Annotated in this window: 25 protein-coding genes and 1 riboswitch; of the genes, 17 read left to right on the top strand and 8 right to left on the bottom strand. The window is 65.9% G+C overall.

Annotated elements, in window-relative coordinates; translation table 11 throughout:
- Nucleotides 1-6: 6 nt before the first annotated feature.
- From ACTXGA_RS00555 to cobJ, 3 genes are read left to right on the top strand one after another with little or no spacing between them, the layout of a single operon-like run.
- Nucleotides 7-636 (top strand): precorrin-8X methylmutase, encoded by a 630-nt coding sequence (locus ACTXGA_RS00555; protein ID WP_443391142.1) that lies wholly within the window; start codon nucleotides 7-9, stop codon nucleotides 634-636.
- Nucleotides 633-1,364, top strand: coding sequence for a precorrin-2 C(20)-methyltransferase (locus ACTXGA_RS00550; RefSeq protein ID WP_443391141.1), 732 nt, complete (start codon nucleotides 633-635; stop codon nucleotides 1,362-1,364). Before ACTXGA_RS00555 ends, ACTXGA_RS00550 begins: the two co-directional genes overlap by 4 nt.
- Nucleotides 1,361-2,116, top strand: coding sequence for a precorrin-3B C(17)-methyltransferase (cobJ, locus tag ACTXGA_RS00545; RefSeq protein WP_443391140.1), 756 nt, complete (start codon nucleotides 1,361-1,363; stop codon nucleotides 2,114-2,116). Before ACTXGA_RS00550 ends, cobJ begins: the two co-directional genes overlap by 4 nt.
- Here the strand turns inward: cobJ and ACTXGA_RS00540 are convergent.
- The gene (locus tag ACTXGA_RS00540; protein WP_443391139.1) at nucleotides 2,089-2,844 is read right to left on the bottom strand and encodes a cobalt-precorrin-6A reductase; all 756 of its coding nucleotides are present in this window, start codon (nucleotides 2,842-2,844) and stop codon (nucleotides 2,089-2,091) included. The two genes, cobJ and ACTXGA_RS00540, sit on opposite strands and share 28 nt — an antisense overlap.
- On the opposite strand from ACTXGA_RS00540, the gene cbiE reads away from it, so the two are divergent.
- The 7 genes from cbiE (at nucleotide 2,843) to ACTXGA_RS00505 (ending at nucleotide 9,697) form a co-directional block, all read left to right on the top strand.
- A complete protein-coding gene (gene cbiE / locus ACTXGA_RS00535) occupies nucleotides 2,843-4,042 on the top strand; it encodes a precorrin-6y C5,15-methyltransferase (decarboxylating) subunit CbiE (protein WP_443391138.1) in 1,200 nt (399 codons plus the stop codon). The genes ACTXGA_RS00540 and cbiE overlap by 2 nt on opposite strands.
- Nucleotides 4,039-4,407 (top strand): cobalamin biosynthesis protein, encoded by a 369-nt coding sequence (locus ACTXGA_RS00530; RefSeq protein ID WP_443391137.1) that lies wholly within the window; start codon nucleotides 4,039-4,041, stop codon nucleotides 4,405-4,407. The genes cbiE and ACTXGA_RS00530 overlap by 4 nt, the downstream gene beginning before the upstream one ends.
- A complete protein-coding gene (gene cobM / locus ACTXGA_RS00525) occupies nucleotides 4,404-5,198 on the top strand; it encodes a precorrin-4 C(11)-methyltransferase (protein WP_443391136.1) in 795 nt (264 codons plus the stop codon). The genes ACTXGA_RS00530 and cobM overlap by 4 nt, the downstream gene beginning before the upstream one ends.
- Nucleotides 5,191-6,504, top strand: coding sequence for a cobyrinic acid a,c-diamide synthase CobB (locus tag ACTXGA_RS00520; RefSeq protein ID WP_443391574.1), 1,314 nt, complete (start codon nucleotides 5,191-5,193; stop codon nucleotides 6,502-6,504). The genes cobM and ACTXGA_RS00520 overlap by 8 nt, the downstream gene beginning before the upstream one ends.
- On the top strand, nucleotides 6,501-7,235 hold the full coding sequence (gene cobA, locus ACTXGA_RS00515) for a uroporphyrinogen-III C-methyltransferase (RefSeq protein ID WP_443391135.1): 735 nt from the start codon (nucleotides 6,501-6,503) through the stop codon (nucleotides 7,233-7,235). The genes ACTXGA_RS00520 and cobA overlap by 4 nt, the downstream gene beginning before the upstream one ends.
- Nucleotides 7,228-7,956, top strand: coding sequence for a precorrin-6A synthase (deacetylating) (gene cobF, locus ACTXGA_RS00510; protein WP_443391134.1), 729 nt, complete (start codon nucleotides 7,228-7,230; stop codon nucleotides 7,954-7,956). The genes cobA and cobF overlap by 8 nt, the downstream gene beginning before the upstream one ends.
- A gap of 175 nt (nucleotides 7,957-8,131) precedes the next feature.
- The gene (locus tag ACTXGA_RS00505) at nucleotides 8,132-9,697 is read left to right on the top strand and encodes a trypsin-like peptidase domain-containing protein (RefSeq protein ID WP_443391132.1); all 1,566 of its coding nucleotides are present in this window, start codon (nucleotides 8,132-8,134) and stop codon (nucleotides 9,695-9,697) included.
- 20 nt (nucleotides 9,698-9,717) lie between these two features.
- Here the strand turns inward: ACTXGA_RS00505 and ACTXGA_RS00500 are convergent, their stop codons facing one another.
- From ACTXGA_RS00500 to ACTXGA_RS00480, 5 genes are read right to left on the bottom strand one after another with little or no spacing between them, the layout of a single operon-like run.
- Entirely contained in the window at nucleotides 9,718-10,362 is a 645-nt protein-coding gene (locus ACTXGA_RS00500; protein ID WP_443391131.1) for an energy-coupling factor ABC transporter ATP-binding protein, read from the bottom strand.
- Nucleotides 10,359-11,147, bottom strand: a complete 789-nt coding sequence (gene cbiQ, locus ACTXGA_RS00495) for a cobalt ECF transporter T component CbiQ (RefSeq protein WP_443391129.1) — start codon at nucleotides 11,145-11,147, stop codon at nucleotides 10,359-10,361. The genes ACTXGA_RS00500 and cbiQ overlap by 4 nt, the downstream gene beginning before the upstream one ends.
- A gap of 7 nt (nucleotides 11,148-11,154) precedes the next feature.
- A complete protein-coding gene (locus tag ACTXGA_RS00490) occupies nucleotides 11,155-11,727 on the bottom strand; it encodes a NikL family nickel/cobalt ECF transporter subunit (RefSeq protein ID WP_443391128.1) in 573 nt (190 codons plus the stop codon).
- Nucleotides 11,724-12,341: a cobalt transporter CbiM gene (cbiM, locus tag ACTXGA_RS00485; RefSeq protein ID WP_443391127.1), complete on the bottom strand. Its 618-nt coding sequence runs from the start codon at nucleotides 12,339-12,341 to the stop codon at nucleotides 11,724-11,726. Before cbiM ends, ACTXGA_RS00490 begins: the two co-directional genes overlap by 4 nt.
- Nucleotides 12,342-12,350: 9 nt before the next feature.
- The gene (locus ACTXGA_RS00480; protein WP_443391573.1) at nucleotides 12,351-13,145 is read right to left on the bottom strand and encodes a DUF4198 domain-containing protein; all 795 of its coding nucleotides are present in this window, start codon (nucleotides 13,143-13,145) and stop codon (nucleotides 12,351-12,353) included.
- A 158-nt stretch (nucleotides 13,146-13,303) separates the two neighbouring features.
- Nucleotides 13,304-13,507: riboswitch (cobalamin riboswitch) on the bottom strand.
- Between the two features lie 132 nt (nucleotides 13,508-13,639).
- Here ACTXGA_RS00480 and ACTXGA_RS00475 point away from each other — a divergent pair.
- Entirely contained in the window at nucleotides 13,640-14,644 is a 1,005-nt protein-coding gene (locus ACTXGA_RS00475) for an aldo/keto reductase (RefSeq protein WP_443391126.1), read from the top strand.
- On the opposite strand, the gene ACTXGA_RS00470 is transcribed toward ACTXGA_RS00475, so the two are convergent.
- Both ACTXGA_RS00470 and ACTXGA_RS00465 read right to left on the bottom strand, forming a co-directional pair.
- Entirely contained in the window at nucleotides 14,635-15,411 is a 777-nt protein-coding gene (locus ACTXGA_RS00470; RefSeq protein WP_443391125.1) for a carbon-nitrogen hydrolase family protein, read from the bottom strand. The genes ACTXGA_RS00475 and ACTXGA_RS00470 overlap by 10 nt on opposite strands.
- 3 nt (nucleotides 15,412-15,414) lie before the next feature.
- Nucleotides 15,415-16,683: a flavin-containing monooxygenase gene (locus tag ACTXGA_RS00465; protein ID WP_443391124.1), complete on the bottom strand. Its 1,269-nt coding sequence runs from the start codon at nucleotides 16,681-16,683 to the stop codon at nucleotides 15,415-15,417.
- A 217-nt stretch (nucleotides 16,684-16,900) separates the two neighbouring features.
- Here ACTXGA_RS00465 and ACTXGA_RS00460 point away from each other — a divergent pair, with 217 nt between their 5' ends.
- From ACTXGA_RS00460 to aguB, 6 genes are all read left to right on the top strand, one after another.
- Nucleotides 16,901-18,046 (top strand): aromatic ring-hydroxylating oxygenase subunit alpha, encoded by a 1,146-nt coding sequence (locus ACTXGA_RS00460; RefSeq protein WP_443391123.1) that lies wholly within the window; start codon nucleotides 16,901-16,903, stop codon nucleotides 18,044-18,046.
- Between the two features lies 1 nt (nucleotide 18,047).
- Complete coding sequence (locus ACTXGA_RS00455; protein ID WP_443391122.1) at nucleotides 18,048-18,464, top strand: RidA family protein; 417 nt, start codon at nucleotides 18,048-18,050, stop codon at nucleotides 18,462-18,464.
- A 49-nt stretch (nucleotides 18,465-18,513) separates the two neighbouring features.
- On the top strand, nucleotides 18,514-19,188 hold the full coding sequence (locus ACTXGA_RS00450) for a DUF1028 domain-containing protein (RefSeq protein WP_443391121.1): 675 nt from the start codon (nucleotides 18,514-18,516) through the stop codon (nucleotides 19,186-19,188).
- A gap of 132 nt (nucleotides 19,189-19,320) precedes the next feature.
- Complete coding sequence (locus tag ACTXGA_RS00445; RefSeq protein WP_443391120.1) at nucleotides 19,321-20,256, top strand: LysR family transcriptional regulator; 936 nt, start codon at nucleotides 19,321-19,323, stop codon at nucleotides 20,254-20,256.
- A 106-nt stretch (nucleotides 20,257-20,362) separates the two neighbouring features.
- Entirely contained in the window at nucleotides 20,363-22,432 is a 2,070-nt protein-coding gene (locus ACTXGA_RS00440; protein ID WP_443391119.1) for an oxidoreductase, read from the top strand.
- Nucleotides 22,433-22,456: 24 nt separating this feature from the next.
- Nucleotides 22,457-23,341, top strand: coding sequence for an N-carbamoylputrescine amidase (aguB, locus tag ACTXGA_RS00435; protein WP_443391118.1), 885 nt, complete (start codon nucleotides 22,457-22,459; stop codon nucleotides 23,339-23,341).
- Nucleotides 23,342-23,442: the final 101 nt, after the last annotated feature.

Here is a 23,442-nt window from a genome sequence, read left to right as displayed (position 1 = left end):
ATACGCATGCCATATACATACGAAAAAGACGGCGCGGCCATCTACAAGGAAAGCTTTGCCACCATCCGGGCAGAGGCGGACCTGGACCGCTTTGCCCCGGATGCGGAACAGGTTGTGGTGCGGATGATCCACGCCGCGGGCCTCGTGGGGCTGGAACGGGATGTACGCGTCTCTGACGGGATGGTCGCGGCCGCGCGCGCGGCGCTGGAGGCGGGCGCGCCGATCTTCTGCGATGCCTTCATGGTCTCCGAAGGGGTGACGCGCAAACGCCTGCCCGCGAACAACGACGTGATCTGCACCCTGCGCGATCCATCTGTGCCTGATCTGGCCGCGCAACTGGGCACCACGCGGTCGGCGGCGGCGCTGGAACTGTGGCGGCCCCGACTGCAGGACGCGCTTGTGGCGATTGGGAACGCGCCGACGGCGCTGTTTCACCTGCTTGAAATGCTGGAGGATCCGGATTGCCCGCGCCCGGCGGCGATCATCGGCTGCCCTGTCGGCTTTGTCGGGGCGCGCGAATCCAAGGACGCGCTATGGGCGGCGCAGCCTGTCCCTTCGCTGATAGTCGAGGGGCGTCTGGGGGGCAGCGCCATCACCGTCGCGGCCATCAACGCCATCGCGAGCCGCGCAGAATGAGCCGGACAGGAACAGTGCATGGCGTCGGGCTTGGCCCCGGCGATCCGGACCTGATGAGCGTCCGCGCGGACCGTCTGGTGCGCGGAGCGAAACACGTGGCGTTCTTCCGCAAGGCCGGTCGTTCAGGCCGCGCGCGCGGGATCGTTGAGGGGATGCTGCGCGAGGATGCCGTCGAGTTTGCGATGGAATACCCGGTCACGACCGAGATTCCGCTGAGCGATCCGCGCTACAACGAAATCCTGTCGGAATTCTACGCCGATTGCTGCGCCCATCTTAAGGCGCTGTTGGCCACCGGCGAGGATGTCGTGGTGCTGTGTGAGGGCGATCCGTTCTTCTACGGGTCCTTCATGCACCTCTACACCCGCCTGCGTGATGAGGTGACGGTCAAGGTGGTTCCCGCCATCACCGGCATGTCGGCGGCCTGGACCGCGACCAGGGAACCGGTGACATGGGGCGATGACGTTCTGACGGTCCTGATGGGCACGCTGCCATTGGCCGAACTGACGCGCGGCGCGCTCGATGCCGACGCGCTGGTCGTGATGAAGATTGGGCGCAATCTGCCCAAGATCCGCGAGGCCCTGCAGGCGGCGGGCAAGCTGGACCGCGCCATGCTGGTGGAATACGCCAGCATGGAGGGTCAAACCGTGATGCCGTTGGCGCAGGCCACGGACCGCGTCTCTCCCTATTTCTCCATCGTGATCGTGCACGGACAGGGGCGCCGACCATGAGCGGCTGGGTCGTCGTGGCGGGACTGGGTCCGGGAGATGAGGCCCTGATCACTCCCGAAGTCAGCGCCATCGTGCAGGAAGCGACCGATATCGTCGGCTATATTCCCTACGTCCGGCGCATCACCCCGCGTGAGGGGTTGCGCCTGCACGAGAGTGACAACCGCGTGGAACTGGATCGCGCCCAACATGCGCTGCAGATGGCGTCAGAGGGGCGGCGCGTGGTTGTGGTCTCTTCGGGCGATCCCGGTGTCTTCGCCATGGCCTCGGCCCTGTTCGAGGCAGTGGAGGCCGGTCCCGCAGGCTGGCGCGCGCTGGATGTGCGGGTGATGCCGGGCATCACGGCGATGCTGGCAGCGGCGGCCAAGGCGGGCGCACCTTTGGGGCATGATTTCTGTGCCATCAATCTCAGCGACAACCTCAAACCCTGGGCGTTGATCGAAAAACGCCTGCGACTGGCTGCAGAGGCGGACTTTGCCATGGGGTTCTACAACCCTCGGTCCAAATCGCGGCCCGAGGGCTTCGGCCGCACGCTGGACGTGCTGCGCGAGGTCTGCGAGCCGGAGCGGGTGCTGATCTTTGCCCGCGCCGTTTCGACCGGCGAAGAGGTGTTGCGTGTTGTCCGCCTGAAAGACGCGACCGCGGACATGGCGGATATGCGCACCGTTGTTCTCGTGGGGTCGTCTCTCACACGGGTGATCGACCGCGATGGCGCTGCGCCTTGGGTCTATACACCCAGATCCGTCCCGGCATGAGCGACCCAGTCCAGAACCTCGGCTGGCGTCGCCAGTTCGCGCCGGTCGGGCAGGGCGGGACGGTCGATCATGATCACCGGCAGGCCAAGGTCACGCGCCGCCGCCAGCTTGGCCGCGGCGCCGCTGCCGCCCGCGTTCTTGGACACCACAAGGTCGATGCCATGCTCCGTCATCAGGTTGCGGTCACCCTCGACAGTGAAGGGGCCGCGATCGACCACCACGTGATACTGCGGAAAGGGCAGGCTGTCCTTGGGCGGATCGACCAGCCGCAACAGATAGAAATGCTGGGGATTGGGCGTGAATTCGGCCAGATGCATCCGGCCTACGGCCAGCATGACGCGCCGGGCGTCGCCGCTCAGCGCAGCGACCGCTCCGGCAATGTCCGGCACATGCGTCCAGCGGTCACCGGCCTGCGGCTGCCATGCCGGGCGGGTCAGGGCCACCATGGGAATCCCGGCCTGCCGTGCGGCGTAAACCGCGTTACCGCTCATTTGCGCGGCAAAGGGGTGCGTCGCGTCCACAAGATGCGTGATGCCCTCGGCCCGGATGTAATCGGCCAGCCCCGCAATCCCGCCAAAACCGCCCACACGCTGCGGCAGCGGCTGGCGGCGCGGGCGCTCCACCCGGCCGGCAAAAGACACGGTGCCCTGCAATCCGCGCTCGGCGGCAAGATTGGCAAGCGCGGTGGCTTCGGTCGTGCCGCCAAGGATCAGGAGGTTCGGCGTCATGTCTGAGGGCACTCCGTGGTTGACGATTGTCGGTCTGGGCGAAGATGGACCGGACGGGCTAACAGGTGCAAGCCGCACCGCCCTGGACGCGGCGGAAATCATCATGGGGCCGCCAAGGCATCTTGCGCTTCTGCCGGAACTGACGGCGGAACGCGTGGAATGGCCCGTGCCTTTTGCCGGAGGGCTTGACCTGTTGGAAGGGTTCGCCGGGCGGCAGGTGGTCGTGCTGGCCTCGGGCGATCCGTTCTGGTTCGGCGCGGGTAGCGTGATCGCGCGCAGGTTCCCGCGTGACGCTTGGCGTGCACTGCCGGGGATATCCTGTTTCTCGCTCGCCGCCGCGCATCTGGGCTGGCCCCTTGAAAAGACGCTGTGCCTTGGTCAACACGCCGCGCCCCTGACCCGGCTGCGACCGCATCTGGCCCCCGGCTCGCGGTTGATCGTGACATTGCGCGATGGCGCTGCGGTCACGGACCTGGGCGACTACCTGACGGGACAGGGTTTCGGAGACAGCAACCTGCACATCCTGCAAGGTCTGGGTGGCCCGCGCGAAGAGGTCTGCCGGATCTCCGCCAATGCGGTTTCGGGACAGTTCACGCACCCGATCTGCGTGGCCATCGAGGTGTCGGGCGCTGGGGCCGTATTGCCCCGCGCCTCTGGCTTTGATGACAGCTTTTTCGACAGTGACGGGGTTATGACCAAACGCCCTGTGCGGGCGTTGACCCTATCGGCGCTTGCACCGCGTCCCGGTAAGCATCTCTGGGACATCGGCGGCGGCTCCGGTAGCATCGGGATCGAATGGCTGTTGAGCCATCCCACGACCGAGGCAACGGCGTTGGAGCCCCGCACTGACCGGATCGCCCTGATCCGCGCCAATGCCGCGGCGCTGGGCGTCGACCGGTTGCAGGTGGTCGAAGGCCGCGCGCCCGAAGCGCTGGGCGCATTGCCACATCCTGACGTCGTGTTCATCGGCGGCGGGCTCAGCGAAGACCTTCTGCAATGGCTGTTCGATCAATTGAAAGCCGGAACGCGGCTGGTGGCCAATGCTGTGACACTGGAGTCCGAGGCGCTGCTGCTGCGGTGGCAGGACGACAAGGGCGGCGCGCTCCTGCGTATCGAGCTGTCAGAGGCCGCCCCCTTGGGGCCGCGCCGAGGCTGGAAAGCGGCCTATCCGGTGGTGCAATGGAGCGTCAGGCTATGATTTTCGCGGGCTTCGGATTTCGCGCCTCTGCTACGGAGGACAGCCTGACAGACGCGTTGCGGCAGGCGGCCCGGAACCAAATGGTCAGCGGGTTGGCGACGGCAAGCGAAAAGGCCGCATCGCCTGTCTTCCAAGCTTTGGCACAGACGCAGGATCTGCCGGTCATCGCGATTGACAGCACCCGTCTGGCGGCGCAGGAGACGGCAACAAATTCAACGGCCAGCATGGCCGCTCATGGCACCGGCAGCGTGGCCGAGGCCGCGGCCCTTGCGGCGGCCGGACGCGGCGCGCGCCTGCTTGGCCCGCGCGTGGTTTCAGGCGATCGTCAGGCCACCTGCGCGCTGGCAGAAGGAGAGGGGATATGACCGTCCATTTCATCGGTGCCGGACCGGGTGCGCCGGATCTGCTGACCCTGCGCGGGCGCGACCTGATCGCCGCCTGTCCCGTGTGTCTCTACGCCGGGTCTTTGGTGCCAGAGGCCGTGCTGGGCCATTGCCCCGAAGGCGCAAAGATCATCAACACGGCGCCGATGGACCTTGACGCCATCATCGACGAGATCGCGCAGGCCCATGTGGCCGGGCAGGACGTGGCGCGGCTGCATTCGGGGGATCTGTCGGTCTGGTCGGCCATGGGCGAACAGCTTCGCCGGTTGGACGCGCTTGGCATTCCCTACACGGTCACGCCCGGTGTGCCGTCCTTTGCCGCCGCCGCTGCGGCCCTGCAGGTGGAACTGACCGTCCCGCGCGTGGCGCAATCGGTGATTCTGACCCGGACCGAGGGCCGTGCCTCTGCCATGCCCAAGGGTGAGACGCTGGCCAATTTCGCTGCCACCGGCGCGACGCTGGCCCTGCATCTGTCCATCGGGCAACTGGTGCGGGTGCAAGAGGAACTGATCCCGCATTACGGCAAGAGTTGTCCGGTGGCGGTCGTCTACCGCGCCAGCTGGCCTGATGAGGCGGTGATCCGTGCCACCCTTGGCGACATCCACGAGGCCGTGGGAGAGGACATTCGCCGTACCGCGCTGATCCTTGTCGGACCTGCAATGGGCGAGGGCGCCTTTACCGAAAGCCGCCTGTATGCGGCCGATTATGACCGGCGATACCGTCCGCAGACCGCGGACAGCCCCTGGGCGGAGTGGCAACATGGTGATGACTGACCTGCCAAAGGGGCTGATGATCTCGGCCCCGGCCTCTGGCACCGGCAAGACCACAGTGATGCTGGGACTGCTCCGGGCGTTGCGCGATGACGGCCTGCAGGTGCAGCCGTTCAAATCCGGCCCGGACTATATCGACCCGGCCTTTCACCTTGCCGCCAGCGGGCGCGCCTCTTTCAACATCGACAGCTGGGCGATGGATGAGGGGTTGCTGGGTGCCATCAGCGCTCAGGCGGCGGGGGCGGATATCTGCATCGGCGAAGGGTCGATGGGGCTGTATGACGGCGTCGCCACGCGGGGCCAAAGCGGCTTTGGCACCTCCGCCGAGACGGCAATGCGCATGGGCTGGCCGGTTGTGCTGGTGATCGACGTGGGCGGGCAGGCGCAATCGGCGGCGGCCACGGCGCTGGGATTTTCCCGTTACATGCCGGAGTTGCTATTTGCAGGCGTGATCCTGAACCGCGTCGCCTCTCCTCGGCATGAGAGGTTGACGCGGCTGGGGATGGAAAAGGCGGGGTTGAAGGTGCTGGGTGTTCTGCCCCGGCGCGGCGACCTGACCCTGCCGGAACGGCACCTTGGTCTGATTCAGGCGGTCGAACATCCGCACCTAGAGGCTGCGATTTCCGGCTATGCCGACTTCCTGCGCGCGCATGTGGATCTGGATGCGATCCGCGCGGCGGCGGCGGTAGGCGGTTCGGCGGGCGGGGCGCTGCCACAGCCCCCGGCGCAACGTATCGCTCTGGCCCGCGATGCGGCCTTTTCCTTTACCTATCCGCATCTGGTCGAGGGTTGGCGTGCGGCGGGGGCCGAGATCCTGCCGTTTTCGCCACTGGCAGATCAGGCCCCTGACGACAGCGCCGATCTGGTCTGGCTGCCCGGTGGCTATCCAGAGCTGCATGCCGGGCGCCTTGCCGCGGCAGAGAGTTTTCGCACCGGCCTGCGCCGCTTTGCCGAAACGCGCCCCGTGCATGGCGAATGCGGTGGATACATGGCGCTTGGTGAACGGTTGATCGACAAAGAGGGCGTTTCGCATCAGATGGCGGGCCTTTTGGGGCTGGTCACCTCTTATGAGAAGCGCAAGTTCCATCTTGGTTACCGGCGCGCGGTCCTTGACGCGGCTCTGCCTGGCCACGCCCCGGGCACCGCCCTGCGCGGGCACGAGTTCCATTATTCGACCATCCTCGACCAGCCCGACGCGCCTTTGGCGCAGGTCTTCGACGCCGATGGCAATCCGGTGCCGGAAACCGGCTCGCGTCGCGGGCATGTCTCGGGCACCTTCTTTCACCTCATCACGGCGGAGGTCTCATGAGCGGTTTCGTCAGTTTCGTCGGCAGCGGCCCCGGGGATCCGGAACTGCTGACGCTGAAGGCGGTTGACCGTCTGAAACGCGCTGATGCGGTGTTGTTCGACGATCTGTCTTCTGGTCCGATCCTCAGCCATGCGCGTCCGGGCGCGGACCTGATCGGTGTCGGCAAACGCGCTGGCCGCGCCTCACCCAAGCAGCATCACGTCAGCCAGTTGCTGGTGGACTACGCGCAGGGCGGCGGGCGGATCGTGCGGCTGAAATCCGGCGACTCCGGGTTGTTCGGGCGGTTGGAAGAAGAGCAGGTGGCCCTGCGTGCCGCCGGGATCGAATATGAGATCATTCCCGGTGTGCCTTCGGCCGTGGCGGCGGCGGCGGCATGCGGTATTCCCCTGACGCGGCGGCTGACCGCGCGGCGGGTGCAATTCGTGACCGGCCATGATGCCAGCGGCGAACTGCCCCCCGATCTGGACCTGCGCGCGCTGGCCGATCCCGGCGCGATGACCGTGGTCTTCATGGGCAAGCGGACCTTTCCGAAACTGGCGGCGGCGCTGGTCGCGCATGGGCTGCCAGAGACTACCCCGGCGATCCTGGCCGAGGCTGTGGGAACGGCAGAGCAATCCCTGCAGCGCGACACTGTGGCGGGCCTGTCGGCGCGGCTGGCGGGGGAGATCGGGACCAAACCGGCGCTGATCCTTTACGGGCCGATGGCGGAACTGGGGGTCGGCTTTGACTGACCTGTGGCTGGTGGGCATCGGGACGGGCAACCCTGAGCATGTCACTCTGCAGGGCCAGCGGGCGCTGCGCGAGGCGGCGGTGGTGTTGATCCCGACCAAGGGCGCGGCCAAGGAGGATCTGGCAGAGATCCGCCGTGAGATCCTGCGGCAGGCCGGGGCAGAGGCGCAGGTGGTGCCGTTCGAGATGCCGGTCCGGGACGAAAGCCTGCCCTATCAGGAGCGGGTGGCGCGCTGGCATGATGAGATCGCGGCGCGGTGGCTGGCCGCGCTGGAGGGCGCGCCGGAGGGGCCGGTGGCGCTGTTGGTCTGGGGCGATCCGGGGCTGTATGATAGCACGCTGAGGATTGCCGAGCGGTTGGGCGAGGACGTCACCGTTCGGGTCTATCCGGGCGTCACGGCCTTGCAGGCGCTGACGGCGGCGCATGCGATTCCGTTCAATTCGGTGAACGGCGCGGTGGTGGTCACGACGGGGCGGCGGCTGCGCGATTTTGGCTGGCCCGAGGGGGCGGATACGGTGGTGGTCATGCTGGATGGGGAGTGTTCCTTTCAGGGGCTGGACCCCAAGGGCATTTCGATCTGGTGGGGCGGATTTCTGGGCATGGCCGAGCAGGTTCTGGAGGCCGGGCCGCTGGCTGAGGCGGGACCGAGGATCGTGGCGAAACGGGCCGAGGCGCGGGCCAGACATGGCTGGATCATGGACACCTACCTGATGCGGCGCTGAGGGGGTGTCCACGCGTGGACAGCTTAGGGGGAATGCAGGATCAAGGGGTTACAGGCGCGAATTTACGCTTTTTTAGGAAAAGGCGCCTTTCGATTGCGTGGAATTCCGGACTCGGAAGCGCCTCCTGACCTGTTAGACTGCCGCGCGAATCCCTGCGCCCGGAGCCCAATTCCTGATGCCCTTTGCCCGTCTTGCCGCCGCTGTTTCCCTGATTGCCCTGTCCAGTGTCGCCGCCCACGCGCAGGACCTGATGCTGTTCCCGGCCGAGACCTTTGGTCAGGTGGTGGCCCCGCGCAATGAGTCGCTTTTGGGCGATGTGCAACTTGAGGTGCAGGCGGGGGCCTACAACAACGAGTTCATTTCCAACTACGGGGCCAATTCGATCTTTGCGCGCACGGGCCGGTCCGTGGGCATGTTGCAGATCCTGACCAACGCGGGCCATGCGCCCTGCACCGGCTTTCTGGTCGAGGGCAACAGGATCATCACGAACCACCATTGCGTGCCGGGTGTGCTGGATCATCCGCAGATGAAGGCGAAGGGGGCCAACAGCATCGCGGCGGTGCAGTTTCATGTGGGTTTTGTCCGCGACGGTCTGGACGACGGGGTGAAGACATTCCACGTCAATCCCGTGCCGCTGGAGACCAACGAGGCGCTGGATTACACTGTCTTGCAGGTGCTGGGCGATGCCAATGCCGAGTTCGGCGCGCTGGAACTGTCGGCGGCTGTGCCGCAGGACCGTGACCCGTTCTGGGTGATCGGCCATCCGATGGGCGAGGCTCAGCGCATCAGCCGCGAGAAATGCCAGGCGGATACCCCGGCACTGGCGCAAAACCGGTTGCGCCATACCTGCGACACGCTGCCGGGGAATTCCGGCTCTCCGGTGATCGATGCGGGCAGCCAGAAGGTGATTGCCCTGCATCACGCAGGCAGCCGCGCGGGACAGGTGAATTTTGCCGTGCCCATGGCGGAGATTTTGGCGAAATCCAAGGTGTTGAAGGCGGCAGCCCCCGCGCCGCTGGCCCCGGTTCGCGGCGAACAGGACGCGGAACAGGCCCTGGCCGAAGCGCTGGCGGAACTGGAAAGGCTGCGGGCCGAACGGGCAGAAGCGCAGCGCGCGGTGCCTGTTCAGAGGGATGTGGTGACCCCGGTTGCGGAGCCGGAGAACAGCCGGGACATCCTGCGCCAGTCGCAAACGCGTCTGAATGCGCTGGGATGCAACGCAGGCACGCCGGACGGGATCATGGGGCCGCGCACCCGCGACGCATTCCGCCGGTTTCTGGAGGCCACGGAGGCGGCGCTTGACGCGGGTGATCTGGGCACGGCCCGGGCGTTGGAGGTGATCGCGGCGCGGTCCGGCACAGTCTGCAAACAGGTGGTGGCCGCGCCCAAACCCTTATTGCCGCAGAAGGAACAGGGGCAAGTCGCACCCAAACCCGCGCCGGCGCCAGCGCCCAAGACCTATTCGATGGTCGGATCATGGTCGTGGTCGGCCACTTGCCCTGCCGGGAGGGTTACAGGCAGCAGCGTCTATCGGTCCGCCGGGGGCAACGCCTTTACCGCGACCTTGAGCAGCACCGCGGGCCCCGGCACCGCGCGGGGCACCCTGAACGGGCGGCAGTATTCGGCCACCGAGACCTTTGGCTGGATCACCAACAGCGCCAACGGCACCCTGTCGTCCAACGGGCGGACGCTGACCCTGACTGTGTCGAACGGATGCCGCGTCACGGCGCGAAAGAACTGAGGCGAATGGCGCGGCGGGGGTCAGACCGGCACCAGCCGCCCTTCGGTCAGTTCCAAGGCACAGGGCGCAATCGCATTGCGGAAGGCGGGATCGTGGCTGACCAGCAGGATCGGCAGTGGCAGGGCGTCGATGATCTCTGTCAGGCGTGCCGCGTTCTTGGGGTCCAGCGCGTTGGTCGGCTCGTCCAGCAGCAGCACCTCTGGCGACATGGCCAGCACCGTGGCCAGTGTCACAAGGCGTTTTTCGCCGCCTGAGAGTTTGTGCGTGACGCGGTCGCGCAGGTGCAGCAGGTCGAGCACCGTCAGGGTCTGTTCGACGATGGCCAGCGCCTCGTCCCTTTGCTTGCCGAGGTTGAGCGGGCCAAAGGCCACGTCCTCGGCCACGGTGGGGCAGAAGAGCTGATCGTCGGGGTCCTGAAACACCAGCCCGATGCGTCGGCGGACCTCGTGAAAGTCCTTTTCGCGGGCGCGCGGCTTGTCAAAGATCGTGACCGTGCCACGCGTCGGGCGTTGCAGCCCGAGGATCATGCGCAGGAGTGTGGATTTGCCCGCGCCATTGGCGCCGGTGATGGACAGGCGTTCCCCCGGTCCAAGGCGCATGGAAGCGCCCGCCAGAACGGGCGGTTGGCCGGGATAGGCAAAGTGCAGGTCGTCCAGTTCGATCATCGGACGGTCCTGTCCAGCGTCAGCAGGGCCAGCAGCGTGACCGCAAGACCAAGGGCAAAGAGCGCGTCGGCGCGGCTGGTGCGGAAATCGTCCAGCAGCACGATGCGCCCCGAGAAGCCCCGGCATTTCATCGCGCCCAGCAGGCGTTCGGAGCGTTCGATGGCGCGCACCATCATCATGCCGACGAGGTAGCCGAAGCTGCGGTAGCTGTGCCAGTTGGTGGCCGGGCGAAAGCCGCGCACCTTCATGGCGGCGCGCAGGCGCAGGTATTCCTGCCGCAAGACCTCGACGTAGCGGATGGTGAACAGCATCAGTTGCACAAGGGTTTCGGGAACGCGGAGGCGGTGCAGGGCGTGGCCCAATGTGACAGGCTCCATCGTGCCGACCAGCGACATGAGGGTCAGCAGGACGGCATTGGCGGTCAGGCCGATCTGCGCGGCGCGGGCAAGGCCCTGCCACGAGGCGGGGTAGCCCCAGAGCGTAAAGATCGGGTCGCCGGGCACGGTGAAAGGCAAGAGCACCAGCATGACGATGACGAAGCTGTCGACCATGGCGACGCGTTTCAGCGTGCGCTTGACCGGCAGGCGCGAGAGGGTGAGCAGCAGCAGGGACACCGCCAGCGCGGCGCTGAGCGCGGTCAGCGAATGCAGCGAGACGGCGCAGAGGCCAAAGGCCAGCGCGGCAAGGATGCGGGTGCGCGGGTCCAGAAGGCCGATGGGGCCGGGGCTCTGCTCGGCCCCGGTGGGGGTCAGCGTAGCCTGCGTGTTGGAGAGGACGTGACTCATTCGGGGCTCATTCCGGGTCTTTCAGGCGGCGGCGCGCGGCGAGGTAGAAGCCAAGGCCGAAGAGGCCGAAGATATAGCCCATGCCGCCAAGGATCGTCTGCAGGTCGTTCTTTTCGCGGTAGGCGGCGATTTCGCGGCGCAGGGGGCGCAGTTCGTCCCGCATGATACGGGCGATTTCGCTGCGGTCGGTGTCGGTCAGGCCGGGCCCTGTGGGGACGGTTGGTGCGGGTTGTGCGATGACGGGGGCGGCGGGCGCGACGCCGAGGATCCGGGCCACGTCTTCGGCGGACATGGTGACATCGGCGACGTGGCCCGCGCCAAGGTTGGCGCGGAAGCTGTGGGCGACGGGGTCGCTGGGGGTGAAGGTGAAAAAGCCCTCGGCATCGGTGACAGTTTCGCCCAGCAGGGTGCCGTCGGGGCCGTAGACCTGCACGGGCAGGTCGGGCGCCATTTCGCCATTGGAGAGGCCAATCTCGCCCTCGATGGCGCTGCCCGAGGGGAAGACGGCGGCGATGACCTTGTGCGCCAGGGCGGGGACCGGCAGGGCAAAGAGTGTCAGCAGGAAGATCAGCCGGGTCATGCGTGGGTCTCTTCGAGCGCGGTGAAGAGGTCCGGCTTGACCTTGGCGGCCAGCAGGACGGCGAAACCTGTCAGCAGCCCCTCGATCGCCATGATGGGCAGGTGGGCGACAAAGACCAGATGGGCGACGGCCAGAAACTCATCGCCGCTGAACATCAGCGACAGGGCAACGAACAGCGTGGTCAGCGCGATGGAGAGCGCGCCGCCGATGCCGCCCAGAACCGCCGCCACGGGCGGGCGGACGCGGGTCAGGAAGGGGCGCAGCAGCACCCCGATGAGGACGGCGGGCAGGGCGATGTTGACCGCGTTGACGCCCAGCACCGACAAGCCGCCGAAACCGAAGAACACCGCCTGCAGGATCAGACCCACAAACAGCGCCGGAAAGGCCGCCCAGCCAAGGATCAGCCCGGCCAGCCCGTTCAGAATCAGGTGCACTGAGGACGGGCCGATGGGCACATGGATCAGCGAGGCCACGAAAAACGCCGCCGACAGCACACCCGCCGCCGGAATGCGTTCCAGCGGCAGGGCGCGCAGGCCAAGGGCAATGCCCCCTGCGGCGGCGACTGCGCCGCCGATCAGGACCGGGGTTGAGAGGGCTCCATCCACGATATGCATCTGCGGGGCTTACTCCATGTCCCAGGCGCGAATCCAGAGGACGGCGTCCTGACTGAGCTCCTTGCCCTCATGTTCGGTGACGGGTCCGGCGGCGAGGGCGGCAAAGCCCCAGTAGCCCGCGCGCGGCACGGTGAAGGTGAAATAGCCCTGCGCATCGGTGTGCAGCACCAGCGCGCCGCCGGGCGGCGGTGCCACGGTGGGGGCAGAGGCGCGGGCGGCCTCCATGTCGGGCAGGGCGGCCATGTATTCGATTTCGATCTCGGCCCCTGCGACGGGCTGATCGCCGATCATGACGCGGCCCGTAAAGCTGCCGCCTGCCAGCACGTTATAGGGTTTGGTCAGCGGCAGGATTTCCACCGGCAGGCCCACCGGGTCGGCCCAGTCGGTGGGCAGGGTGGCGCGGTTGAGAAAGGCCTTGGTGAACTGCTGGATGTACTTGTCCTCGCTTTCCTCGAAATAGGGTTCGGGGACCGTGACAAGGATGTAATCGCCCGCGCGTTTGACCGGCACGGTGCCGCGCCACGCGGTGGCGGTGTTTTCCGCGCCGGTGAAGGGCACCGCGGTCAGGGTGTCCAGCAGGTCGGTGCGCTGGCCCCGGTGGATCATGTAGAATTCGCGCGGGCGCGCCATCTCCATCACGTAGCCATTGGCGTAGGGGTGCCAGAAGATCAGCTTGACCGGGACATCACCGGGGCGGTCGATCATCGTATCGACGGTGTATTCCAGCAGGAAATGCGCCTGTCCAGTCGTGGGCAGTGCCGAGGCGGGCAGCGCCAGCGCGGCGGCCCAAAGGGCCTGTTTCATTCCGGTGAGAAATCTCACGCCGTATGTCCTTTCCAGTTCGCGCCATCCCCGGCGCAAGGCAGACGGGACGAGAGGCAGGACAGGCCCGGTCACGGCAGCCACGGGCCAACCGCAAAAGGGCCAGACGCACACCCCGTCGTCCGGTGGAACCGCCGCGCGGGCGCGACGGGTGTCCGGCAGGTCTCCTGGCTCGCGGGTCAGTGCCTGGGCCTGCCTTCCCGGATTGCTCCAGTGGCGTATTGGCCCGGCTCTCCGCTTACAGTTGCGGGGGCAGCTGCCGACTGGACGCATGGTGCGCCGCACGGCATTCCCTCTTTCCCCCGGCGCGTGTCCACGCCGGGACCGGTCACGCCCTTGGTTTGGCAGATGGCAGGCGGCGGAGCAATGGACAAAGCGACACGGGCGGGACGGCAACGACGCGGGCGGGTGTCGTGGGGCTTGCCAAGGCGCTTTGGGGCGGTCACTCTGCGCCCATCACCACAGGAGGACAGACGATGTTGCGCAGACCGTTGGGGCGGGGCGGGCCGGAGGTGTCGGCCCTTGGAATCGGGGCGATGTCCTTTGCCGGGTTTTACGGACCTGTCACAGAGGCGCAGAGCCATGCGGTTCTGGATGCCGCGCTGGACATGGGGGTCGATCACATCGACACCGCCAATGTCTATGGCATGGGCAAATCCGAAGAGATCATCGGCAGTTTCCTGAAACGCTATGCGGGCAAGGGCGGGATCCCGTTCCGCATTGCCACCAAGGCGTCGATCACACGCGACCCGGAAACCGGCGAACGCTGTTTCGACAATTCCGCCGAACATCTGGAGGTGGAACTGGACAAGAGCCTGAAACGGCTGGGGCTGGAACGGGTGGACCTGTTCTACATTCACCGCCGCGACCCGAGGATCGAGATCGAGGTGGTGGTGGAATCGCTCAAGGGGCTGATCGCCAAGGGCAAGATCGGCGCCTATGGCCTGTCCGAAATCGCGCCGACCACGCTGCGGCGGGCCAATGCGGTGCATCCGGTGGCGGCCGTTCAGTCGGAGTATTCGCTGCAGACGCGGCTGCCCGAGATGGGGATGATCCAGACCTGTGAGGAGTTGGGCACCGCCTTTGTCGCCTTTTCCTCGGCCGGGCGGGGGATGCTGTCGGACACGCCGCCGACGCCGGGCCGGGTGGAGAATGCCACCTTTCTGAAGGTGAACCCGCGCTTTACCGGCGGCAATCTGGAACGCAACATCGCCGCCAGCCAGCCGTTGCGGGAACTGGCTGCAGAGGCGGGCTATCCGACCGCGACGCTGGCCATTGCCTGGGTTCTGTCGCAGGGCAAAACCAATCACACCATCCCCGGAACGCGCAGCACCGGCCATTTGCAGGAACTGGTGCGCGGGGCGTCGATGATGCTGAGCGACGACCTGAAGGCCGAGATCGAGCGGCGCCTGCCGCTGGGCTGGGCGCATGGCCCGCGCTATTCCTATGAACAGGCCTTTGGGCCAGAGGATTACTGCTGAGGCAGGGGGCGGCGGTCCCGGTTTTGCGTGCTCAGCTGGTCGCGGTCGATGTGGTCCACCTGTGAGAGGTCCGCGATCAGCAGGCATTCGCCGCGCCCCGCCTTGGCAAGCGGATGGCCGTCGGGGCCTGCGATGACGGATTTGCCGCCAAACGCCAGACCGCGCTCTGTGCCGCAGTAATTGGCATAGGCGATGGTCATGGCGGTCTCTGCCGCGCGGCCGGGGACAAGCGTGTCCGCGACGATGTCAAAACCCGCCGGATTGGCCGTGGGGACAAGCAGCAGGCTGACATCCCGCTCTGACAGGGCGCGCACGTGTTCGGCGAATTCCACGTCATAGCAGATCAGCAGCGCCGCGCGGCGACCGTTCAGGTCAAAGGGGGTCAGGCTGTCGCCGGGGAAAAAGCTGTCGCGTTCCATCGGGCCAAAGAGTTGCAGCTTGCGGTGATGGGCCAGTTTGCGGCCTGACCGGTCGTAAGTGGTTGCGACGTTGTAGACGGTTTCGCCTGCGCGCTCGGCCCAGCCGATTGTCAGCCCGCAGCCGGTTTCGCGGCAGACGTCGGCCAGACGCGTTTCCCATGCGCCGCCCTGCGGCTGGGCAAGCCGGGCGTGCAGATCCGGGCGGTTGTAGCCGGGCAGGAACAGTTCGGGGAAGACGGCCATTTCCGCGCCCGCGGCCGCGGCGGCCGTCAGTATCTGCGTGATGCGGGCAAAGGCGTGGTCTTCGTCGCCGTCGGTGGGCAGGCCTTGGTACAGGGCGAGTTTCATGCGCTAGACGTTTTCTGGCACGGGCGCCTGTGCGGCGGCATGGTAGTCCATGTAGCTGTGCTGGATCGCGATCTGGTCGGCGATGAACTTGGCATCGTGCCAGACGCCCCAGATGAAGGACGATCCCCGGCGGGTCTGCCACGGAAGGCCCACGAAATAGAGCCCCGGCTGACGGCTGACGCCGCGCTGGTGCAGCGGGCGGCCCTGTTCGTCGAAGGTGTCGGCCTGCAGCCAGCCGAAATCGAAGGTGTAGCCGGTGGCCCAGAGGATCGTGGTGATCCCGGCCTCGGCCAGGTCCAGTTTCCGGATCGGATCGGTGACGCAGGGCGGATCGGCGGGCAGGGTGCGGGCCTGCGGTTCCTCTGGCAGGTCCAGTCCGTGGCGGGTGATATAGGCGTCAGCCTCATCCAGCAGCGAGAGGTAGTTGGCGTCCCCGCGGTCGAGGTTCTGTTTCAGGTCGTCGGCAAAGCTGATCGTGCCGTCCGCATAGCCCGAGGTCATGCCCAAAAGGGTCATGCCGCGATGGGCAAGGCGGCGGAAATCCACGGTGCGGCCGCCCTCGGCCCCGCTGACGGCGATGGTGACATGTTCGGTGCCGGGGCCGGGGCTGTCGGCGTTCCACTTGCCCAGCACGCCCAGCCACCAGACATTGTCGCGCCCGCGATAGCGGCGCGGCGGGCGGTCATGAGGTCCAAGCGACAGGTAGGTGCGGCGGCCGGCTTTCATCAGCTCATCGGCGATCTGCACGCCCGACGATCCGCCACCGACGACCAGAACCGCGCCCTCGGGCAGTTGGTCGGGGTTGCGGTAGGCGGCAGAGTGCATCTGGTGGACGCCTGCGTCCTGCGGCACCACGGGCGGGATGGCGGGGCGCTGAAAGGGGCCGGTGGCGGCGACAACGTGCTGCGCCTCGATCACGCCGTCCGAGGTCTCGACCCGAAAACCGCTGCGCCCTTGCAGCGGGGTGACCTGCGTGACCTCGACCCCGGTGCGGATGGGGGCGCCGATTTTTTGCGCGTAGGCGGCGAAATAGGCGGCGACGCTTTCCTTGTCGGCAAAGGTCTCACCATCGCAGGGGAAGTCCATGTTGGGAAAGCGGTCATGCCAGGCCGGGCCATTGGCGACCAGCGAATCCCAACGCCCGGTGCGCCAGCGTTCGGCGATACGGTCGCGTTCCAGCACCACATGGTCGATACCCAGATTGCCCAGATGCTCGCTCATGGCGACGCCGGCCTGTCCGGCGCCCACGACCACCGTATCGATTTTCTCCATCCTGCGCCCTCCGGTTCAAACTGCCCACAGCTTAGGCGCGGGGGCCGAGGGGCGGATACTAGGCAATGATAAAGCCTTGCTTTCGGGCAGGCTAAGCGCGCTTAGGGTGAGGCTAATCCGCGATTTGCGACAGGGTTTCTTTTCATTCGCCCGTGGCTGCGGCATCGTGATCGGGCATTAGCCCACCTGCGCCCCCGCCAGACCAGAGGACCCGCCCATGGCCAAGGATACCGTCGATCCCGTCGAAAGCCTGAGACAGAACACGTCTGTCCCGTTCGAGTGTGCCCGTGCGATGCCGGTCGAGGTCTATACCTCTGACGCCTTCGTGGAAGAGGAACTGACGCATATCTTCCGCAAGGAATGGTTCTGCGTCGGACGCGCCGATGCGCTTGCCAATGCCGGGGATTACGTGACCTGCGAGCTTGCCGGGCAGCCCATTGCCGTGGTGCGGGACCGTAACGGCAGCCTGCACGCCATGAGCAATGTTTGCCTGCACCGCATGTCGACGCTGTTGCAGGGGCGCGGCAACACCCGCGCCATCGTCTGCCCCTATCATGCCTGGACCTACAACCTTGATGGTGGTCTGCGTGGGGCACCGGCGATGTCGCAGAACGCGGATTTCTGCAAGGACGCCTACAAATTGCCCGCCGTGCGCTGCGAGGAATGGCTGGGCTGGGTGTTTGTCTGTCTGGACCCGGATACCGCGCCGGTGGCCGAGAAACTGGCCGAGGTGGAGGCGATGGTCGCCGGTTACGACATGACCAACTACTCCGAGACCTTTTACGAAGAACACGTCTGGGACACCAACTGGAAGGTGCTGGCCGAGAACTTCATGGAAAGCTATCACCTGCCGGTCTGCCATGCGGGCACCATCGGCGGGCTGTCCCGGCTGGAGGACATGGTCTGCCCGCCGGGGCACGCGGGTTTCAACTATCACACGATCCTCAAGGACGACGCGCTGCGGATCGCCATGGCGCATCCGTCGAATGACCGTCTGAAGGGGGATGAGCGCCGCACGACCTTCCTGCTGGCGATCTACCCCAGCCTGATGATCACCCTGACGCCCGGCTATTTCTGGTATCTGTCGCTGCATCCCAAGGGGCCGGGGCAGGTGCATATCCGCTTTGGCGGGGGCATGTCGGATGATTATGCCGATGACGCCGACGCGCATGAGAACTTCGTCGCGCTGAAGACCCTGCTGGACGAGGTCAACGTCGAGGATCGGGGCTGTACCGAGAAGGTCTATCGCGGGCTTTGTTCTGATCTGGCGACGCCCGGCCACCTGAGCCATCTGGAACGTCCGAATTACGATTTCGCCCAATATCTCATGGCCTGCATCGACGCTGGCCAGACAGGAGCCTGACATGACGCATGAGCGTATCCGCCCTTTCAATACCTCCGACACCTATCCGGAACAAAACCTGGACAATGACGTCTGCCACGCCGTGGTGACGCGGGGTGGCCGGACGGTCTGGATGCGCGGGGCCTGTCCGCAGGATCTGGACACCTCGGTGAACCTCGACAGCCATGATCCGGCGGATCAGACCCATAAGGTCATGCAGAATATCCAGCAGGTTCTGGGCGAGGCGGGCGGTGAAATGGCCCATATCGTCAAGCTGGTTGTCTATATCACCGATGTGCGCCACCGCGAGGCGATCTATCGGGTCATGGGCACCTACATAAAGGGGGTGCACCCGGTCTGCACCGGGCTGGTGGTGCAGGCGCTGGCGCGGCCCGAATGGCTGGTCGAGATCGACGCCACGGCCGTCATTCCCGATTGAAGGCTTTGTTGCGTATTTTCAAAGAGAAGAAACACGGGGGGCGTAGCCGATGACCTTTTCACTGGTGGCGCGATGTGCCCAGACAGGGATGTTTGGGGTGGCGATTTCTTCGTCTTCGCCGGCGGTGGCGGCGCGCTGCGCCTATGCGCGGGCGGGGGTGGGGGCGGTGGCCTCTCAGAATGTGACCGATCCGACTCTGGGGCCCCTGGCGCTGGACCTGATGGCGGGGGGCATGACAGCGGCGCAGGCGGTGGCCGAGGTGCAGCGGCGCGGGAAATTCATCGAGTACCGGCAGGTGCTGGCGGTGGACGGGCAGGGCGGGACGGCGATCCATTCGGGGCCGAATTCGCTGGGCATCTGGACGCAGGCGCAGGGGCGGGACGTGGCCTCGGGCGGGAATCTTCTGGCAAATGACGGTGTGCCGGCGGCCATCGTGGCAGGATTCGAGGCGGCGGAGGGCCATCTGGGCGATCGTTTGATCGCGGCCCTGCTCGCCGGGCTGGCGGCGGGCGGCGAGGCCGGGCCGGTGCATTCGGCGGGCATGATGCTGGTGGACAAGGTGCCTTGGCGGGTGGCGGACCTGCGCTGCGACTGGACCGAGGACTGCCCCGTGGAGGCGGTGGCGGCGGCCTGGGCGGTCTACAAGCCGCAACTAGAGGCCTATGTTCAGCGCGCGCTGGATCCGACCCAAGCGCCATCTTACGGCGTGCCGGGGGACGAGTGAGGGCTGCCTTGGGATTGGGCTTTGCCCGGCTTGGGGACGGGCGGCGGTGCTGCACGGCCTTGAAGGTGGGGTGGAACGGGGTCAAGGTCTGACACGCTCATACCATCCGGGCCAAACCATCAGGGAAAGACCGTGCTGCGCTACACGCTTCGGCAGCTGGAATATTTTGTCGCCGTGGGCGAGACGGGCAGCATTGCGCGCGCCTCGGAGCGGATCAACGTGTCCTCTCCGTCGATTTCCTCGGCGATTTCGCAGCTGGAGCAGGAGTTCGGCCTGCCTCTGTTTGTGCGCCAGCACGCGCAGGGCCTGTCGCTGACGCAGGCGGGGCGGCAAATGCTGGACCAGGCGCGGCTGGTGCTGCGCGAGGCGGGCGCATTGATGGATATCGCGGGCGATATTTCCGGGCTTGTGCGGGGGCCGCTGTCTGTGGGGTGTCTGCTGACCTTTGCACAACTTGTGCTGCCGACGCTGCGGCGCGGGTTCGAGGCGGAGCACCCCGAGGTGCGCCTGCGCCAGCACGAGATGAACCAGGTAGAGCTGTTCAGCGCGCTGCGCCGGTCCGAGATCGACGTGGCGCTGACCTATGACATCGACCTGCCCGCCGACCTGCAGTTCACCGGATTGGTCCGTCTGCCGCCGATTGCGCTGATGGGGGCGGAGCATCCGCTGGTGGATCAGCCCGAGGTGACGGTGGCGCAGCTCAAGGATCATCCGATGGTGCTGCTCGATCTGCCGCTGAGTTCGGATTACTTCCTGTCGCTGTTTGACGAGGTCGGGGGCAAGCCGGTGGTCGCGGAGCGGACCCGCGACATGGCGGTGATGCGGTCGATGGTGGGCAATGGCTTTGGCTATTCCATCGCCAATGTGCGCCCGCTGAGCGATACCGCGCCGGACGGCAACGCGGTGCGCTGTGTGCCCATCGCGGGCCGGGTGCGGGCGTTGCGGATGGGGTTTCTGACGGCGCAGGATGCGGACCGGTCGAACGCGGTGCGCGCCTTTATCGAGTTCGGGACAGAGATGGTGCGCAGCGGGCGGCTGAACCGGATCGGCGGCGCGGCGGTGGTCTGACGGCGCGTGACTGACTTAGCATCAGGCTAACCAATGATTCCGCAGGGGGGACTTTCTGCGCGGCAGCGGGACTGTATCCTTGGCCGCAAAATGACAGGAGCCTGACGTGCGCGATCCCCGCTATGACATCCTTTTCGAGCCGCTGACCATCGGGCCGGTGACGGCGAAGAACCGCTTTTACCAGGTGCCGCATTGCAATGGGGGCGGCTATCGCGATCCCTCTGCCGCTGCGGCCATGCGCGGCATCAAGAGCGAGGGCGGCTGGGGCGTGATCTTTACCGAGCAGTGCGAGATGCACCACACCTCGGAGATCACGCCGTTCATCGAGCTGCGGCTGTGGGAGGACAAGGACATTCCCATGCTGGCCAAGATGGCGGGCAAGATGAAGGAGCACGGCGCGCTGGCGGGGATTCAGCTGGCCTATTCCGGGATCAACGGGCCGAACCTTTATACCAAGGAAGTGCCGCTGGCGGTATCGCCGGGGCCGATCCGGACCTTTACCAATGACCCGGTGCAGGCGCGGGCGCTGTCCAAGGCGGAAATCCGCGACCTGCGCCGCTGGTTCGTGAACGCGGCCAAGCGGGCCAAGGCGGCGGGGTTCGACCTGATCTGCCTTTATGGCGCGCATGGCTTTGGCATCTTTCAGCATTTCCTGAGCCGCGTGACCAATATGCGCGACGATGAATACGGTGGCTCGCTGGAGAACCGCTCTCGTTTCGCGCGGGAGGTGCTGGCCGATATGCGCGAGGCTGTGGGGGATACGATGGGGCTGACCATGCGGGTCAGTCTGGATGAGACCATCGGCGATCTGGGTTTTTCCAATGCCGAGGTGCGCGAGTTCATCGACATGAACAAGGACCTGCCGGACCTCTGGGATCTGGCGCATGGGACGTGGGAGGATTGTTCCGGGCCGTCGCGGTTCAAGGAAGAGGCCGCGCAGGAGGTGCTGGTGCGCGGCATCCGCGAATTGTCGTCCAAGCCGGTGGTGGGTGTGGGTCGGTTCACCTCTCCGGATGTGATGGCGCGGATGTTGCGATCTGCCACGTTGGATGCCATCGGCTGTGCGCGGCCGTCCATTGCCGATCCCTTCCTGCCGAAAAAGATCGAGGAAGGCCGGATTGAGGATATCCGCGAATGCATCGGCTGCAATATCTGCATCACCGGCGACATGACCATGTCGATCAGCCGCTGTACCCAGAACCCGACATTCATGGAGGAATGGCGCAAGGGCTGGCATCCGGAACGGATGAACACCAAGGGTGATAGCAGGTCGGTGTTGGTCGTTGGCGCGGGGCCCGCGGGGCTGGAGGCTACGCGGGCGTTGGCCGAACGCGGCTATGACGTGGCGCTTGCCGAGGCGGGGACATCACTGGGGGGGCGCGTTGCGCGGGAACGGCTGTTGCCGGGGCTTTCGGCATGGGGCCGGGTGGCGGATTACCGGGAATACCAGATCAGCCAGAAACCCAACGTTGAAACCTATTTCGACAGCGCGCTGGATGCGGACAGCATCCTTGAGTTCGGGTTTGAAAACATCTGCATCGCCACCGGGGCCAAGTGGCGGCGCGACGGGGTTGGCCGTCAGCACGTTGTGCCGATGCCGATGGATGCAAAGATGCCGGTTTACACGCCCGATGACATCATGGCGGGGAAACGTCCCACGGGCCGCATGGTGATCTATGACGACGATCACTATTACATGGGCGGCGTTCTGGCCGAACTGTTGCGGCAAGAGGGCTGTGAGGTCACGATCGTCACGCCTTCTGCCTATCTGTCCGACTGGACGGTGAACACGCTGGAACAGCATACGATCCACAAACGGCTGGCCGAAATGGGCGTGGAGATCGTGCTGAACCGGGGCGTTGTGGCCATTGGCGCGGGCCATGTGGTGACCAATTGCACCTATACAGAGCGACAGACGGAAATCGGCTGTGATGGAGTTGTTGTGGTGGCGTCGAAGCTGCCCAATGACGGTCTGTACCGGGATCTGACGGCGCGACAAGCGGACTGGGCGGATGCGGGCATCAAGACCGTCAAGATCATCGGCGATGCCGAGGCGCCGGGACCGATTGCATGGGCCACCTATGCCGGGCATCGTTACGCACGGGAGCTGGACGCGGAGGACATTGGTGATGCGCTGCCGTTCCGGCGCGAGATCACCGAACTGGCCGCGGACTGAGCGGCCGCAGGAAAGGCAAAGACAATGCGCAACGTGACCGTCGCCGCCACGCAGATGGCCTGTTCGCCGGATACGGCCACGAACCTTGACCGGGCCGAGGCGCTGGTCCGGCAGGCCGCCGCGCAGGGGGCGAATATCATCCTGCTGCAGGAATTGTTCGAAGGCCCGTATTTCTGTCAGGACGAATGGGCCGGGGATCTGGAACGGGCGCGCCCGCTGGAGGGGAATGCGACCGTGGCCCGCTTTGCCGCGCTGGCGACAGAGCTGAACGTCGTGCTGCCGATTTCATTTTACGAACTGGCGGGGCAGGCGCGGTTCAATTCTGTTGTTGTGCTGGATGCGGATGGGCGGGCGCTGGGCCTGTACCGCAAGACGCATATCCCGCATGGCGCGGGCTATCAGGAGAAATTCCATTTCTCTCCCGGCGATACCGGGTTTCGCGTCTGGGACACGGCCTTTGGCCGGATCGGCGTCGGCATCTGCTGGGACCAGTGGTTTCCCGAAAGCGCCCGGGCGATGGCTTTGAAGGGCGCGGAACTGTTGTTCTACCCCACGGCCATCGGGTCAGAGATCGGGGCCGAGGATTGGGATTCCTCTGGCCATTGGCAGCGGGTGCAACAGGGGCATGCGGGCGCGAACCTTGTGCCGCTGATCGCCTCCAACCGGATCGGGACAGAGAAGGGGCGGAACGGGACCCAGATGACATTTTATGGCTCGTCTTTCATCGCCGATGAGTTCGGGGCCAAGGTCGCCGAGGCTGACCGGGAAAGCGAAACGGTGCTGACCCATACCTTTGACCTGGAGGCCACGGGGCGGCATCGGGCCTATTGGGGCATCTTCCGTGACCGCAGGCCCGAACATTACGGCCCGCTGATGCGGCTGGATGATGGCGGCGCGTCGAATGCTTAGGCAGGGCCAAAGCCAAGTGCCCAAAAATCCCGCACATCTTGCCTGCAAATTAGCCTCTGCCTAACGTTTGCTGAGGCAACCGGTTCTTCTGAAGATTGGGA

Source organism: Antarctobacter jejuensis (assembly GCF_052266595.1).
Lineage (GTDB): Bacteria > Pseudomonadota > Alphaproteobacteria > Rhodobacterales > Rhodobacteraceae > Antarctobacter > Antarctobacter jejuensis.
This window is presented reverse-complemented; position numbering and strand designations above follow the sequence as displayed.

Excerpts from the sequence above, each read along its gene's own strand:
- ACTXGA_RS00555 (WP_443391142.1), top strand. The coding sequence starts at position 7 with ATGCCATATACATACGAAAAAGACGGCGCGGCCATCTACAAGGAAAGC.
- ACTXGA_RS00550 (WP_443391141.1), top strand. The coding sequence starts at position 633 with ATGAGCCGGACAGGAACAGTGCATGGCGTCGGGCTTGGCCCCGGCGAT.
- cobJ (WP_443391140.1), top strand. The coding sequence starts at position 1,361 with ATGAGCGGCTGGGTCGTCGTGGCGGGACTGGGTCCGGGAGATGAGGCC.
- cbiE (WP_443391138.1), top strand. The coding sequence starts at position 2,843 with ATGTCTGAGGGCACTCCGTGGTTGACGATTGTCGGTCTGGGCGAAGAT.
- ACTXGA_RS00540 (WP_443391139.1), bottom strand. The coding sequence starts at position 2,844 with ATGACGCCGAACCTCCTGATCCTTGGCGGCACGACCGAAGCCACCGCG.
- ACTXGA_RS00530 (WP_443391137.1), top strand. The coding sequence starts at position 4,039 with ATGATTTTCGCGGGCTTCGGATTTCGCGCCTCTGCTACGGAGGACAGC.
- cobM (WP_443391136.1), top strand. The coding sequence starts at position 4,404 with ATGACCGTCCATTTCATCGGTGCCGGACCGGGTGCGCCGGATCTGCTG.
- ACTXGA_RS00520 (WP_443391574.1), top strand. The coding sequence starts at position 5,191 with ATGACTGACCTGCCAAAGGGGCTGATGATCTCGGCCCCGGCCTCTGGC.
- cobA (WP_443391135.1), top strand. The coding sequence starts at position 6,501 with ATGAGCGGTTTCGTCAGTTTCGTCGGCAGCGGCCCCGGGGATCCGGAA.
- ACTXGA_RS00505 (WP_443391132.1), top strand. The coding sequence starts at position 8,132 with ATGCCCTTTGCCCGTCTTGCCGCCGCTGTTTCCCTGATTGCCCTGTCC.
- ACTXGA_RS00500 (WP_443391131.1), bottom strand. The coding sequence starts at position 10,362 with ATGATCGAACTGGACGACCTGCACTTTGCCTATCCCGGCCAACCGCCC.
- cbiQ (WP_443391129.1), bottom strand. The coding sequence starts at position 11,147 with ATGAGTCACGTCCTCTCCAACACGCAGGCTACGCTGACCCCCACCGGG.
- ACTXGA_RS00490 (WP_443391128.1), bottom strand. The coding sequence starts at position 11,727 with ATGACCCGGCTGATCTTCCTGCTGACACTCTTTGCCCTGCCGGTCCCC.
- cbiM (WP_443391127.1), bottom strand. The coding sequence starts at position 12,341 with ATGCATATCGTGGATGGAGCCCTCTCAACCCCGGTCCTGATCGGCGGC.
- ACTXGA_RS00480 (WP_443391573.1), bottom strand. The coding sequence starts at position 13,145 with ATGAAACAGGCCCTTTGGGCCGCCGCGCTGGCGCTGCCCGCCTCGGCA.
- ACTXGA_RS00475 (WP_443391126.1), top strand. The coding sequence starts at position 13,640 with ATGTTGCGCAGACCGTTGGGGCGGGGCGGGCCGGAGGTGTCGGCCCTT.
- ACTXGA_RS00470 (WP_443391125.1), bottom strand. The coding sequence starts at position 15,411 with ATGAAACTCGCCCTGTACCAAGGCCTGCCCACCGACGGCGACGAAGAC.
- ACTXGA_RS00465 (WP_443391124.1), bottom strand. The coding sequence starts at position 16,683 with ATGGAGAAAATCGATACGGTGGTCGTGGGCGCCGGACAGGCCGGCGTC.
- ACTXGA_RS00460 (WP_443391123.1), top strand. The coding sequence starts at position 16,901 with ATGGCCAAGGATACCGTCGATCCCGTCGAAAGCCTGAGACAGAACACG.
- ACTXGA_RS00455 (WP_443391122.1), top strand. The coding sequence starts at position 18,048 with ATGACGCATGAGCGTATCCGCCCTTTCAATACCTCCGACACCTATCCG.
- ACTXGA_RS00450 (WP_443391121.1), top strand. The coding sequence starts at position 18,514 with ATGACCTTTTCACTGGTGGCGCGATGTGCCCAGACAGGGATGTTTGGG.
- aguB (WP_443391118.1), top strand. The coding sequence starts at position 22,457 with ATGCGCAACGTGACCGTCGCCGCCACGCAGATGGCCTGTTCGCCGGAT.